Source organism: Nocardiopsis suaedae, from assembly GCF_027706745.1.
GTDB lineage: Bacteria > Actinomycetota > Actinomycetes > Streptosporangiales > Streptosporangiaceae > Nocardiopsis_A > Nocardiopsis_A suaedae.
On record NZ_JAQFWP010000019.1, the window covers coordinates 43,390 to 57,078 of the forward strand.

Below are 13,689 nucleotides of genomic sequence, written 5' to 3' on the forward strand. Positions count from 1 at the left end.
GGCAAGGATCGGATTTGTCTTCCCGAAACGGCAAAAAGCGGTCAGTCGTCGGAGGAGTCCCCGGTCATCCGGGCGTACAGCGGCTCCAACGCGTCGAGCAGGGCGGCATCGCCGACCCCGTCACCGGGTCCGCCCTCCTCGTCCGGGTCGGCCGCGTACAGCGCGGGCTGCGGGCGCAGCGGTCTCGGCGGCTCCAGCACCGGTGTGTGCGTCCAGAACCGCTCAGGATCCTCGGGCAGGGGCGGCGGCTCCGCCCCGGGGCGCCGCTCATCGGCGAACGGGTCCCCGTCCTGCGCCTGCCCGCCCTCTGCCCGCCCGCGCCGCGCCTGCCCGGCGTGCCGCCGCAGCCCCGCCAGGAACTCGGCGCGCGGCAGCCCCAGCCACGTCGTCAGCAGGAACGGGTCCTTCGCCACCGCGTCCGACAGGGCCAGCAGCGTCGCCGCCGCGTGCTCGCACGGGTCGCCCCAGTTCGGGCACGAGCAGGTGAGGACCAGCTCGTCCAGCCCGCGCGGGAACAGCGACAGCCCCAGCACGTCGAAGACCCGGTCCACCTCGACCGGCAGCTCCCCGCCGAGCAGCCGCGCGCGGAACAGCGGCTGGCCCGCCAGCGCGCCCAGGACCCGCTCCCAGTCGCCGTCCTCCAGGGCCACGCGGATGACGCTCACCCGGTACGGGCGGGCCGTGCCGCCCCGGACCTGCGCGCGGACCTCGCCCGGCGCCACCTTCAGGCCCTCCACCGCGCCGCGCTCCGCGTACGCCTGCCCGCGCGCGAGGCGGCCGGGCCCGGTCCCGCTCTCCAGCGCGCCCATGAACCTGCGCGACCACCAGGAGGGCTCCGCACCCGCCGCGCTCACCGGGCCACCGCCTCGGGAGCCAGGCGCACCACCTCGCGCAGTTCATCGGTGGACAGCTCGGTCAGCCAGTCCTCCCCGGTGCCCACCACCCGCTCGGCCAGCGCCTTCTTGCGCTCGATCATCGCGTCGACCCGCTCCTCCAGGGTGCCCGTGCACACCAGCTTGCGCACCTGCACGTCGCGCCGCTGCCCGATGCGGAAGGCCCGGTCGGTCGCCTGGTCCTCCACCGCCGGGTTCCACCACCGGTCGATGTGCACCACGTGGTTGGCGGCGGTCAGCGTCAGCCCGGTTCCGGCCGCCTTGAGCGACAGCAGGAACACCATCGGCTCGCTCGCCTCCTGGAAGCGCCGCACCATCTCCTCCCGCCAGGGGCGCGGCGTGCCGCCGTGCAGCCACAGCACCGGCGCCCCCAGGCGCGCCGACAGGTAGGGGGCGAGCCGGTCGCCCAGGGCCGCGTACTGGGTGAAGCACAGGGCGCTGTCCCCCTCGGCGAGGGCCTCTTGCAGCACCGCCTCCAGCCGCTCCAGCTTGCCCGAGCGCCCCGCCAGGGCCGAGCCGTCTCCCAGGAACTGGGCGGGATGGTTGCAGATCTGCTTGAGCCGGGCCATCGTCGACAGCACCAGCCCCTTGCGCTGGATGCCGTCGGCCTCGTCCAGGCGGCGCGTCATCTCCTCCACCGCCGCCTTGTAGAGCGACGCCTGCTCCGGGGTGAGCGTGCACCAGGTGCGGAACTCGTTCTTGTCGGGCAGGTCCTGGATGATCGACCGGTCGGTCTTCAGGCGGCGCAGGATGAACGGGCCGGTCGCGCGCTTGAGGGCGTCGGCGGCGCGCTCGGACTCCTCGCCCTCGCCGCGCTCGATCCGCGCCGCCCCCCGCAGGAAGGCCGCGCGCGGCCCCAGAAGGCCCGGGTTGGCGAACTCCATGATCGACCACAGCTCGCCCAGGTCGTTCTCCACCGGGGTGCCGGTCAGCGCGATGCGGCAGTCGGCGTCCAGCCCGCGCACCGCCCGCGCCTGGTCGGTCGAGTGGTTCTTGATGGCCTGCGCCTCGTCGCACACCACCCGGTGCCAGGGCAGGGCCGCCAGCTCCCCGGCGTCCCGGGTGACGACGCCGTAGGTGGTCACGACCAGGTCGCACCCGCCCACCGTGCGCGCCAGCACGTTGCCGTGCGGGCGGCTGGGCCCGTGGTGGGCGTGCACCCGCAGCCCCGGCGCGAACCGGGCGGCCTCGCGCACCCAGTTGCCGACCAGCGACACCGGGCACACCAGCAGGGTGGGGCCGGGGGCGCCGCCCTCGGCCCGCTCCCCGGTGAGCACCGCCAGCAGCTGCACGGTCTTGCCCAGCCCCATGTCGTCGGCGAGCACCGCGCCCAGGCCCAGCCGCCCCAGGAAGCGCAGCCAGGCGGCGCCGCGCCGCTGGTAGGGCCGCAGCGCCCCGTCGAAGTCGGCGGGGGTGTCCATGGGCTCCAAGCGGGCCTCGGCCGCCCCGGCGAGCAGGTCGCCCAGGGGGCCGTCGGCCTCGACGCCGACCAGCGGCAGGGGGGCGCCGCCGCCGTCGGGGGCGGCGGCCGCGCGCAGCGCCTCGTCGCGGCGCATCCGCCCGGAGCCGCGGCGGCGCAGGAAGTCCAGCGCCGAGCGCAGGTGCGCCGGGTCGACCTCGACCCAGCGGCCGCGCAGCCGCACCAGGGGCTGCTTGAGGCGGGCGAGCTCCGCCAGCTCCTCCAGGTCGACCGGGGCGCCGCCGAGCACCGCTTCGAAGGAGAAGTCGACCAGGTCCGAGGGGCCGATGCCGCCGCCGCTGCCGGCCTGCTCGCCCTCGTGCACGGTCAGCTTCAGGCCCAGCCGGGAGCCGTCCATGCCGTCGGGCAGGACCACGGCGAACCCGGCGGCGTCCAGGCGGGGCGCGGCGTCGCGGATGAAGGCGTAGGCACCGCCGGTGCCGGTCTCCACGGCCGCGGGGGCCAGCTCCTCGAGGGCGTCCCGGATGGGTGGAAAGTGTCGGGCGGCGCGGCGCAGCTCCCGCAGGAGGCGGGTCTCCACGTCGTCGGGGAGCCAGGCGCCGCCCTCGCCCAGCCACACGTCCGACAGGGGGAGCTGCAGGCTGGGGTCGGCCTCCGAGCGCACCCAGAACTCCACCCGCCACCGCTCGGGCGCGCCCGGTTCGCGCTGTTCGGGGTCGGGCTCGACCAGGCGCAGGACCAGGCGGGCGCCGGAGGGGCGCTCGGCGGCCGCGTGCCGGTCGCGCAGGCGGGCGGCGAGGGCGGGCAGGTCGGTTCCGGCGGGGGCGTGCAGCGGTGCGGGGGCGGGGCGGGTGAGGGCGGCGGCCAGCAGGCGGCCGGTGGGGTGGCCGGCGGGGCGGGCGCCCTGGCTCCGGGCGCGCGCGGCCGTGTCGGTCAGGGCGCACAGGGCCGCGTGGACCGGGTCGGCGCCGTGTGTGGTGCCGTCGGCGGTGCCCAGTGCCCGCGCCGACGGCGGCAGGGCCGTGCGCAGCGCGCGCAGGTGTTCGGCGTCGGCGTCCTGGAGGACGGGGCGCCATACGGCCTGCGGCGGTTCGCCCACCAGGCGGGGCAGGACGCGGCCCGTGGCGGCCAGGCGCCGGGCGAAGCCGCGCACCGCCAGCAGATGGCGCAGCGCGGGGCCGAGGGCGAGGTCCCCGGCCGGGGCGGCGTCCAGGAGCGCCAGCGCGCGGTCGGCCCGGTTCCCGCGCAGCGCTGCGCAGGGCACGCGCCATTCGTGCAGGCGGGGCCGGTCCACCTCCGGCGCGTCCGGGAGGGGCCCCAGGGCGGGCGAGGGCAGCGGGTGCGCGGCCGAGCCGGGGAGGAGGACGCGGCGCTCCTCCGGTTCGCCCCGGTGGGCGCCGAGCCCGGTGAGCAGCGCGCTCAGGGCGTCGGCGGGCAGCGCGTAGGGATGCCGCGGCGGGGCCTGGGGGGCCGCCCCGTCCGCTCCGGTCGCGCGGACCGTGCGATCCGCCCCGCGCCCGCCGGTGCACGGCGGCAGCGCGGCGTCCTCCGCCCAGACGACCAGGCCGTCGGCCCCGTCCCAGGCCCCGTGCAGAACCCGCACGCTCCGCCCCCATCGGTCGCGCCTTTCACGATGACGCCCCCAGTATCGCGACCACCGGTGACGTTCTCGTACAGGCGGCGCCGGAGGGGCGCATCCGCCGGGCGCTAGGAGCCGATGTGGGCGCCGTGCTCGGTGGCGAACTCGTCACCGTTGTAGCGGTCCCAGTTGATCGACCAGGACATCAGCCCGCGCAGGCCCGGGTAGGTGCCGCGAGGAGCGTAGTCGGGGCAGCGCGCGCCGGTGGTCAGGCAGTCCCAGGCGGCCTGGACCTCGGGGGCGGCGGTGTGGCCGTTGCCCGCCAGCGGGCTCGCGGGCAGGCCGATGGCGACCTGTTCGGGGGCGAGGGGAGGGAAGACGGCGGTCTTGTCGCCCGCCACGGGGAACCCCTGCAGGACCATGTCGGCCATGGCCACGTGGAAGTCGGCCGAGCCCATGGTGTGGTAGCGGTCGTCCAGGCCGACGATGGGGCCGGAGTTGTAGTGCTGGACGTGCAGCAGCGTCAGGCGGTCGCGCAGGGCGTGGATGACGGGCAGGTAGGCCCCGGCTCGGGGGTCCGCCCCGCCCCAGGGGCCGCTGCCGTAGTGGGTGTAGCCGAGTTGGACGAAGAACGTCTCGGGCGCCATGGTCAGGACGAAGTCGGGGCCGTAGCGGTCGGAGAGTGCGCGCAGCGCGTCGATGAGGTTGACGATGACGGGGGTGGTGGGGGAGCGGAAGTCGGTGTCGCCGTCGTCCAGGTAGAGCGAGTGGCCCTCGAAGTCGACGTCGAGCCCGTCGAGGCCGTACTCGTCGATGATGGCCGAGGCCGACTCGACGAAGGCGTCGCGGGCGGCGGCGGTCTCCAGGGAGACCTGGCCGCGGGCGCCGCCGACCGAGAGCACCACCTTCTTGCCGCGCGCCTGGGCGTCGCGGATCTGGGTGATGAACTCGGCCTTGTCCGGGACGCCGGGGCACTCCTGCCGCGGGCACAGGGAGAACTCCAGCCGCCCGGAGGTGGGGGTGGTGGGCTCGGCGAAGGCGAGGTGGATGATGTCCCACTGGTCGGGCACGTCGGCCAGGTCCACCCATCCGGACCCGTTGGCGAAGCTGGTGTGCAGGTAACCGGCCATGACGCGGTCGGGCAGGGTGGAGGAGGCGGCGGGTGCGGCCGCTGCGGGTGCGGGCGCCGCTCCGGCGGCGGTTCCGGCCGCGGCGCAGACGAGGGCGGCGGTGGCGGCGACGGTGCGGGTCAGGGGGGTCACGCGGGCTCCTCGCGGGGGTGGGGGCGGGCGGGGGCCAAAATCTTAAGGAAACTTTCCTAATAGATGTGGCGAAGGTAACCCCCGCCCCCGGGGGCGTCAACACCCCCGCATGCCACAGGATCCCCCGCAACGGCGGCCGTTCCGTCCCATTAGGGTGACGCGGATGGACCCCAGGCAACGCTCGATCACCCTCCGCTGGGCGGTCCCCGCGGCGGTCCTCATCGCCGCCGCCGGACTGTTCACCGCCCCCTCCTTCTTCTACTCCGGCCTGCTGCCCATCGCCGCCGGGGCGCTCACGGCCGGCGCCGCCGCCACCGCGCTGCTGTGGTGGACGCTGCCCTCGGTGCGGAGCGCGCGCGGCGGCCCCGCCGTCTTCCTCCTCATCTGGGGCGCCTGCGTGCTCGCCGGAGCCGTCAGCGACGGGACCGCCCGCGTGGTGTCGGTCGAGCAGATGCAATCGGGGAGCGTCCCGGGCAGCGCGCACGGCGAGTCGTTCGGCTGGTTCGCCTATACGCCGCTGACGTCCTCAGACGGCCCTCCGGGCACCTATGAACAGATCAACCGGCAGATGACCGCGACGGGGCCCGGGATCTCGATGGTCGGCGGAGGCGTGTCGGTCGCGCCCGACTGGGGCGGAGTCGCCGCAGGCGTGGTGCTGGGATGGGCCGCAGGAGGGATCGGCGTCGTCGCCTACCGCAGGACCTCCCCGGCCGGCGCCTCCGAGCGCCCGGAGTGAAGGGGCCGGGCGCGGAGGCCGCCGTCCTCGGCCCTCGCGCCCGGCCCGCGGTCACCGGACCTTCCCGGCGACCTGTCCCCCTTCTATCCCGAGGAGGTGACAGGACAGGACCGCCCACTGGCGGGGGGTGACGAAGGCCACCACCGTTCCGCGTTCCACCCCGGCCGTGCGCAGGGCCGCGTCCACCCGCCGCGCCCGGTACAGGCGCCGCAGCGACGCGTCGAGCGAGCCCCCGACACCGGAGAACCCCGCCTCCACCAGCGCGCGGTAGTCGGCCAGGGCCGCTCCGGGCAGGAGCGGTTCAGGGCGCCGGACGATGCGCAGCACACCCGAGTCCACACGCGGAACGGGGTGGAACCGGTCGCGGCGCACGCGGTCGCCCAGCGCCCACTCGAACTGCGGCCACGTCAGCACGGTCAGCCTGCTCCAACGCCCGGAGGCTCCGGTGCGCTTGCGGGCGTACTCCCACTGGGTCAGCAGGGTCGCCGACCGCAGCGCGCGGGCGCGCAGGCACCAGTCGACGATGGCGGACGTGCGCGAGTAGGGGATGTTGCCCACGACCGAGAAGGGCCCGCGCGGCGCCGGGGCCGCGGTGAAGTCGGCAGGGCGCACCCGCACCCGCGGCGATGCGGCGAACCGCTCCGACAGGCGCCGTGCGAAGTACGGGTCGACCTCGTAGGCCGTCACCCGCCGGTTCCCGCGCGCCAGGTGGGAGGTGATCATGCCGTCCCCCGCGCCGGGTTCGAGCACCAGTCCGCCCTCGGGCAGGTCGGCGGCGCGCACGATGCGGCGGGCCACCGACGCGTCGGTGAGGAAGTTCTGGGACAGCGAGCGCCGCCGCGCCCCCGCCGCCTTGCGCCCCTTCGGGCCGTGCTCTCGGGACCGGCCGGGGCTCCTCTCGGCGGGGCGGCCGTCGCGGCCGGGTCCATGGATGTGCGCCATCGGGCGTCCGTTCCTGCCGCCGCACGATGCGGCGGCCGACAGGGGCGGGCGGCGCGGCGCCTCTCGCACGGGCCCGCGCCGCCCGCCCGCATGTACGTCGGGCAAGGCGGAACAGAGCCCCGGACCGGGGGCATGGCGGCGTGCAGGGATCCGCAGAGGGGGCGGGCCGGCGGTGGATCGCTCAGGCCCGCAGGGCGGCGCGGAGCAGAGCCCTGAACCGCCGGGCGGCAGCGGCCGGGCGGTTCAGCGGAGGCTCAGGTGGCGGCGCCGCGCGTCAGCGGCCGACGCCCGGAACCCGGTCCGGGGCGGCGGCGCGGTCGCGAACGTAGACGAACCCGGACCGCACCGCGGTCCGGCCGTCGAAAATCGCTTGGAAGGCTCCCATGATGCCCCGACCCTAGAAGCCTCAGCGCGCCTCCGGCAAAGGGTTTTCGGGACGGCGAAGAGGGCTTGTCGGCGCACCCGCCGCGTTCACGCGCCCGCCTGGGGGTACGGATCCCGTGCCCTCCCGATCAGCGGAGTGTGCCATGGGCGGAAAGCACGACCGTGCAAGCGGCGACGGCCACTTCCCCGGCCGGAAGATCCCCGATGACGACGATGGTCGGAAGGGCGGCGGCAAGCACGAGATGGACGACGACGAGTGACGCCTGACGACCTTCGCCCTTGGGCCGCCCCGACTCCGACCGGTTCGGGCCGACCGTGTCGTCCGCGGGCCAGCACGTATGGCTCGATGAACCGGGACGTCCGGCACTCGAAGGGGGAGGGGCGTTCTGGGGTGAAACGCTCACGCGGGGGTGGCGGAGGCGAGGTGCTCCCTTCCCCCGCACCCTTTTTAACCCCTGACCAGGCAGTGTTGGGGCCGCGGCGACCTGTCGGGGTGTAGGACGGAGAGCGGGTCCGGTCTGGGCCTTTCGGCCGTTGGAACGGGGGAGTGGAGCGCATGCGTGCGGTGCAGTACGTGGAGGTCGGCAAGGCGCCAGTGGTCAACGACGTCCCGGTGCCCGAACCGGGTCCGGGGCAGATCCTGCTCAAGGTCACCGCGGCGGGGGTGTGCCACTCCGACATCGCGGTGATGAGCTGGCCGGCCGACCGGTTCCCCTACCGCCTGCCCCTCACGCTCGGCCATGAGGGCGCGGGAACGGTCGCGGCGGTGGGAGACGGGGTCACCGCCGTTTCGGCGGGCGAGTCCGTCCTCGTCTACGGCCCCTGGGGGTGCGGGGTCTGCCGTGCGTGCGCGCGGGGCATGGAGAACTACTGCGAGCGTGCCGAGGCGCTGGGCATCTTCCCGCCGGGGCTGGGCGCGCCCGGGGCGCTCGCCGACTATGTCCTGATCGACGACCAGCGCCACCTCGTGCCCATCGGGGACCTGGACCCCGTCCAGACCGTGCCGCTCACCGACGCGGGCCTGACCCCGTACCACGCGATCAAGCGCGCCCAGCGCCACCTGTACCCGGGGGCCACGGCCGTCGTCATCGGCGTCGGAGGGCTGGGCCACGTGGCCGTGCAGCTCCTGCGCGCGATGACCGGCGCCACGGTCGTCGCCCTCGACGTGCGCCAGGAGAGCCTGGACCTTGCCCTGAAGGTCGGGGCGCACCACGCCCTGCCCTCGGACGGGGACGCCCCCGGCGCGGTGCGCGACCTGACCGGAGGCGAGGGGGCCGACGCGGTGTTCGACTTCGTCGGGGCCCAGCCGACCGTGGACCTGGCGGGCAAGGCCGCCGCGAAGGACGCCTCCGTGACCATCGTGGGCATCGGGGGAGGGGCGCTGCCGGTGGGCTTCGGCGCGCTCCCCTACGGGACCACGGTCAGCACCACGTACTGGGGCGGGCGCTCCGAGCTGATCGAGCTGATCGACCTGGCCCGCCAGGGGGCGGTCGGCGTACACGTCGAGCGCTACGGCCTGGAACAGGGGCCCGAGGTCTACGAGCGGATGCACGCCGGGCGCATCCAGGGGCGCGCCGTCGCCGTCCCCTGAGCGGGCCCTCAGTCCTCGCGGGCGACCGCGCCGACCTGGGGGACCCAGGCGGGGCCGGTGCCGCCCGCACTGACGTCGGGCCGCCACTGGGAACACGAGACGACCCCGGGCGGCAGGACGGTCAGTCCGTCCAGGAGCGCGGCGACCTGCTCAGGGGAGCGGCCCTTGATCGGCGGCGTGGCGTTGGCGTTCCAGAACTCCATCGCCTCGGTGTTGCCGCCTTCGCCCGAATGCACGACCGGGTGGCTCACGGCGACGTGGTCGCCGACGGCGCGGTCGCAGGCGTAGGAGTCCTTGCCGCCGAGCCAGTGGTTCCAGACGCGGGTGTAGTGCGCGACGGACGGGTCGATGCGCGGGCGCCCGGCGCCCGCTCCGTCCCGGGCGGGGTCCGGGCGGCCGTGCGGGGAGTGGGGGCGTTCACGGCGCACACCCTAATGGGGCACGGGTGGGCCCTCCCCGCTGCGGCGGCCGGAACCGGTCCCGGTTCCGGCCGCCCGTCCGCCGGCGGTCCGGGCGTCAGGGCGTCACGATCGGGAAGTCCGGGTCGGGCCGGTCCATCACCTGTTGCAGGCGCACCAGGACCGACCGGTCCCCGTCGAACGCGACGCCGTCGGCGCCCCCGCCGGTCAGCAGCGCGAGCAGGCGCGGCTTGGCGAGGGCGACCGCCAGGTCGGCGGGCGGCGCGCCCTCGGGCTCGGCGCGGTGGGTCAGCGCCCCGTTGGACAGGGTCATGCGGTAGCGCTCCCCGGTGTCGGTGATCGTCCAGGAGACGCTCAGGTCCTCGTCCCAGGCCTTGGGGCCGTTGACGCGCACGGCCATGGAGTCGAAGACCTGCTCGGCGCTGAGCCCCGCCGCCATGCCGCCGGAGAAGCCGAACGGGTTGGGGGTGACGCCCTCGCGCAGCTCCTTGGCGCCCGTCAGGTAGAAGTTGCGCCAGGTGCCGCTCTCCGCGCCCTCCCCGAGGCTCTGGTAGACCCCCGCCAGCGCGCTCTTGGCCCCGGCGTCGTCGGGGTCGGCGAAGACGGCGTGGTCGAGCAGGGTGGCGGCGAACCTGAGATCGCCCTTGGACGTGTAGTCGGCCGCCAGTTCGACGACCCGTGCCGTGCCGCCCATGCAGTCCACGTAGCGCCGGGCCTGCTCGGTCGGCGGGTGCTCCCACAGGTGCGCGGGGTTGCCGTCGAACCAGCCCATGTAGCGCTGGTAGACCGCCTTCACGTTGTGCGAGAGCGACCCGTAGTACCCGCGCGCGTGCCAGGCCGACGCCAGGGCCGGGGGCAGTTCGATCCGCTCGGCGATCTCGGGGCCGGTCATGCCCTGGTTGAGCATGCGCAGCGTCTGGTCGTGCATGTAGGCGTACAGGTCCCGCTGCTCGGACAGGTGGCGGGTGATGGCGCCGGTCCCCCAGGTGGGCCAGTGGTGCGAGGCGAAGGCGACGTCGGAGGCTCCGGCGAACAGGGTGATGGCCTCGTCCAGGTAGCGCGACCACACCCGGGCGTCGCGGACCAGTGCGCCCCGGAGCGTGAGGATGTTGTGCATGGTGTGCGAGGCGTTCTCGGCCATGCACAGCGCGCGCTTGCCGGGGAAGTGGAAGTTCATCTCCGCGGGCGCCTCGGTGCCCGGGGTGACCTGGAAGACGATGCGGACGCCGTCGACGGTCTCCTCCTGCCCGGTGCGGGTGACGTCGACGGTCGGCGGGACCAGGGACACCGAGCCGGTGGAGGCGGTCTGCCCGAGCCCGGTGCCGATCATGCCCTCGGGGCTCCGCTCCAGCGTCGCGCCGGTGTGGTACATGCCGCGCCGGGACATGGCGGTGCCCGCGTAGACGTTCTCGGCGATCGCGTGCTCGGTGAACCCCTCCGGTGCCAGGATCGGCACGCCGTCGGGGTTGCCGGGCGGGACGATCCCCTCCGCGCCGCCGAAGTGGTCGATGTGCGAGTGCGTGTAGACCATCCCGGTGACGGGCCGCTCGCCGCGGTGCTCCCGGTAGAGGGCGAGCGCGGCGGCCGCGGTCTCGTTGGAGACGAGGGGGTCGATGACGATGACGCCGGTGTCGCCCTCGACCAGGGTCATGTTGGACAGGTCCAGGCCGCGGACCTGGTAGATGCCGTCGGTGACCTCGTAGAGGCCCTGCTTGGCGCACAGCTGCGACTGCCTCCACAGGGACGGGTTCGCGCTCGAAGGGCACTCCCGGTCCAGGAACGAGGAGAAGACGTCGTTGTCCCAGACGGTGTTCCCTTGCCCGTCCTTGACGATTCCGGGGGTCAGGGCGGCGATGAACCCGCGGTCGGCGTTCTCGAAGTCGCCGCGGTCTCCGTAGTCGAGGTGAGTCATGGGGAATACATTCGCCCATGCCGGTCCGTAGTAAAACAGCAGGGGAGTAAAAACCGCCGGGGTTCTGCGTGCCAGGTCAGCGAATTAATCCGTATGCCACAGGGGTTCGGTGGGAATCGCCGGAAATCGGCGGGAGCTGCGCGTCCCCGCTGTAGTGAAGACCCGGCGGCGGCGACCGGAAGACGCGGGACCTCCACCATCAGGGTAGGTTCGGTCATCCATTCTTCAATGCAAGGGAACGGAGGGGGCGCCGTTCCGCGCCCCCTCGGCGGGTCCCTTCAGCGCGCGGCGTCCTCGGGAAACAGGAGCCGCGCGATGGCCCGTGTCCGGGCCTGTGGATCACCGGTGCGGACCGCGCCGGTGAGCACGAGGGTCGCATGTCCGTGGACCAGCGACCAGGCGGCGATGCGCGCGGTCTCCGCATCGCCCTCCTCCGGGCGGCGCCCGACGTACTCGGCCACGCCCGCGGCCAGGGCGTCGCCGGCCCTGGCCCGGGCGGCCGGGAGCTCCTCGTCGTCGGCGCGGTGAAGGGCGGGGTGGAACATCACCTCGAAATGCCCCGGGTGCTCCATGGCGAACCGGACGTAGGCGACCCCCATCTCGACGATCCCGCCGCCGCTGAGCCGTGCCCCGGTGACGGTGTCGGCGAGCAGGTCGTAGCCCTCGGCCGCGAGTGCGGTCAGCAGGCCGGCCTTGTCGCCGAAGTGGTGGGTCGGCGCGGCGTTGGAGACCCCTGCCCGGCGGGCGAGCTCGCGCAGGCTGATCGCGGCCGCCCCGGATTCGGCGACCGCGTCGGCGGCCGCGGCCATCAGGGTCCGGCGGAGGTCGCCGTGGTGGTAGGCCATGGCGGCCAGCCTAGCGCCGGTCTTGTCATTGACAAGACCGGCCGCGCCGTGGAATCTTGTCAATGGAAAGATTGAAGGCGGAGAGGAGAGCGCCATGGCGCCGCTGATCTTCCTGCTCGCGGGCACGGCGGCGGCGCTGGCGGCGGGCGGGGCCGGGGTGCGGGCGCTGCGCCCCTGGCCGGCGGCCGTGCGCTGCGGGCTGGCCCTGATGTTCACGGTGACCGGGCTGGCGCACTTCGTCGGGATGCGCGAGGAGCTGGTGGCGATGGTGCCGCCCGCACTGCCCGCCCCCGAGCTGCTCGTGACCGCGACCGGCGGGCTGGAGCTGATCGGCGCGGTCGCGCTGCTGTGGCCGCGGACGGCGCCGTGGTCGGCGGCGGGGCTCGCCGTGATGCTGGTCGTGATGTTCCCGGCCAACGTCCACCGGGCGGTCACGGAGCCAGGGCTCCCCTGGGACGACCGGCTGGTGCCGCGGACCCTGCTCCAAGCGGTCTTCCTCGCCGCCGCGCTCAGCGTGGTGGTGCACCGCGTCCGCACCCGCCGCGCCGTGCCGCAGGAGTAGGGCGGGCGCCGCCTCATGCGGGGGCGGGCCGGAGGCGTGCGGGGCGCGGCCGGATACTCGCCCACTTCCGCGCCCTTCTCACGGCGGAGCGGAACGGAGGGGGTGATCGGGCCCCGTCCCGCGGCCCGGGAGGAGGCGGGGGAGGGAGGTCTGTCGACGCCGACGCGCACGGTGTCGCACGTCCTGCCCGGGGGCACGGGTCGGGGCGACCGCCCGCGCGATTGAGATCTACAGGATAAAGGCGCGAGGAGCGGGTCCTCCTCGCTCCAGAAGAGACGACGGAGGTGCGGCTGCGCCGCACTCATCTTTCAGTCGGCGCTCCCCGCCGGCCGGCGGGGCCGCGCGGGCGCGCGGGGCCCGGGTCGGCCTGCGGATATTCTGGCGCGTGTGCTTAGGGAAGTTGCGGGGACGCGGTACGTCCTCCCGCTGAGGGAGGGCGGATCGCTCCCAGGGTTGGTCGAGGCCGACGACTTCGGCATGTACGTGGCCAAGTTCGTCGGGGCCGGGCAGGGACGCAAGGCACTGGTGGCCGAGGTGGTGGCCGGGGAGCTGGGCCGCCGTCTGGGGCTGCCCGTGCCCGAGCTGGTGCGCTTGCGGTTCGACGCCGTCATCGGCCGGGGCGAGCCGGACGAGGAGGTCCAGGAGCTCCTCAAGGCCAGCGGGGGCCTCAACCTGGGGATGGACTTCCTGCCGGGGGCGTTGGGCTTCGACCCGCTGGTCTATGAGACCGGGGCGGACTTCGCCGGGCGCGTGCTGTGGTTCGACGCCTTCACCGGCAACGTCGACCGCTCCTGGCGCAATCCCAACATGCTCGTCTGGCACGGCGAGCCGTATCTGATCGACCATGGAGCGACCCTGATCTTCCACCACAACTGGAAGGGCGCGGCCTCGGCGGTGAAGCGCCCCTACGACGCCTCCGACCACGTGCTCATCGGCGCCGCGCCGGACCTGGCCGCCGCCGACGCCGAGCTGGCGCCGCGCGTGACCGAGGGCCTGCTGCGCGATGTGGTGGGCCTGGTCCCCGAGGAGTGGCTGGTGGACGAGGCCGGGTTCGGGTCGGCCGGCGAGGTGCGCGAGGCCTACGTGGAGCACCTGCTGGCGCGCGCCTCCGAGCGTGTGTGGCTGCCGGAGGTGGGCCGGTGAG

11 protein-coding genes are annotated in these 13,689 nt (G+C 74.7%); 4 read left to right on the forward strand and 7 right to left on the reverse strand.

The window, feature by feature from the left end:
* Nucleotides 1–41: 41 nt before the first annotated feature.
* The 3 genes from O4U47_RS12350 to O4U47_RS12360 all read right to left on the reverse strand — a co-directional run bounded on the left by O4U47_RS12350 (nucleotide 42) and on the right by O4U47_RS12360 (nucleotide 5,154).
* Nucleotides 42–854, reverse strand: coding sequence for an SWIM zinc finger family protein (locus O4U47_RS12350; RefSeq protein WP_270677961.1), 813 nt, complete (start codon nucleotides 852–854; stop codon nucleotides 42–44).
* A complete protein-coding gene (locus O4U47_RS12355; protein ID WP_270677962.1) occupies nucleotides 851–3,916 on the reverse strand; it encodes a DEAD/DEAH box helicase in 3,066 nt (1,021 codons plus the stop codon). The genes O4U47_RS12350 and O4U47_RS12355 overlap by 4 nt, the downstream gene beginning before the upstream one ends.
* A 104-nt stretch (nucleotides 3,917–4,020) precedes the next feature.
* Nucleotides 4,021–5,154, reverse strand: a complete 1,134-nt coding sequence (locus tag O4U47_RS12360; protein WP_270677963.1) for a chitinase — start codon at nucleotides 5,152–5,154, stop codon at nucleotides 4,021–4,023.
* 163 nt (nucleotides 5,155–5,317) lie between these two features.
* On the opposite strand from O4U47_RS12360, the gene O4U47_RS12365 reads away from it, so the two are divergent.
* Complete coding sequence (locus O4U47_RS12365) at nucleotides 5,318–5,890, forward strand: hypothetical protein (RefSeq protein WP_270677964.1); 573 nt, start codon at nucleotides 5,318–5,320, stop codon at nucleotides 5,888–5,890.
* 51 nt (nucleotides 5,891–5,941) lie between these two features.
* Here O4U47_RS12365 and erm read toward each other — a convergent pair whose 3' ends face one another.
* Nucleotides 5,942–6,832 (reverse strand): ErmE/ErmH/ErmO/ErmR family 23S rRNA (adenine(2058)-N(6))-methyltransferase, encoded by an 891-nt coding sequence (gene erm, locus O4U47_RS12370; RefSeq protein WP_270677965.1) that lies wholly within the window; start codon nucleotides 6,830–6,832, stop codon nucleotides 5,942–5,944.
* Nucleotides 6,833–7,772: 940 nt separating this feature from the next.
* Here erm and O4U47_RS12375 point away from each other — a divergent pair.
* Entirely contained in the window at nucleotides 7,773–8,807 is a 1,035-nt protein-coding gene (locus O4U47_RS12375; protein ID WP_270677966.1) for an NAD(P)-dependent alcohol dehydrogenase, read from the forward strand.
* An 8-nt stretch (nucleotides 8,808–8,815) separates the two neighbouring features.
* Here O4U47_RS12375 and O4U47_RS12380 read toward each other — a convergent pair whose 3' ends face one another.
* The 3 genes from O4U47_RS12380 to O4U47_RS12390 form a co-directional block, all read right to left on the reverse strand.
* Entirely contained in the window at nucleotides 8,816–9,235 is a 420-nt protein-coding gene (locus O4U47_RS12380; RefSeq protein WP_270677967.1) for an SAM-dependent methyltransferase, read from the reverse strand.
* An 88-nt stretch (nucleotides 9,236–9,323) separates the two neighbouring features.
* Complete coding sequence (locus tag O4U47_RS12385; protein ID WP_270677968.1) at nucleotides 9,324–11,138, reverse strand: alkyl/aryl-sulfatase; 1,815 nt, start codon at nucleotides 11,136–11,138, stop codon at nucleotides 9,324–9,326.
* Between the two features lie 278 nt (nucleotides 11,139–11,416).
* Nucleotides 11,417–11,983 carry a TetR/AcrR family transcriptional regulator gene (locus O4U47_RS12390; RefSeq protein WP_270677969.1) on the reverse strand — a complete coding sequence of 189 codons (567 nt, stop codon included), beginning with the start codon at nucleotides 11,981–11,983 and terminating at the stop codon, nucleotides 11,417–11,419.
* Nucleotides 11,984–12,077: 94 nt separating this feature from the next.
* On the opposite strand from O4U47_RS12390, the gene O4U47_RS12395 reads away from it, so the two are divergent.
* The gene (locus O4U47_RS12395; protein ID WP_270677970.1) at nucleotides 12,078–12,545 is read left to right on the forward strand and encodes a DoxX family protein; all 468 of its coding nucleotides are present in this window, start codon (nucleotides 12,078–12,080) and stop codon (nucleotides 12,543–12,545) included.
* A gap of 375 nt (nucleotides 12,546–12,920) precedes the next feature.
* A complete protein-coding gene (locus O4U47_RS12400) occupies nucleotides 12,921–13,688 on the forward strand; it encodes a HipA family kinase (protein WP_270678006.1) in 768 nt (255 codons plus the stop codon).
* The last annotated feature ends 1 nt before the right edge of the window (nucleotide 13,689 follow it).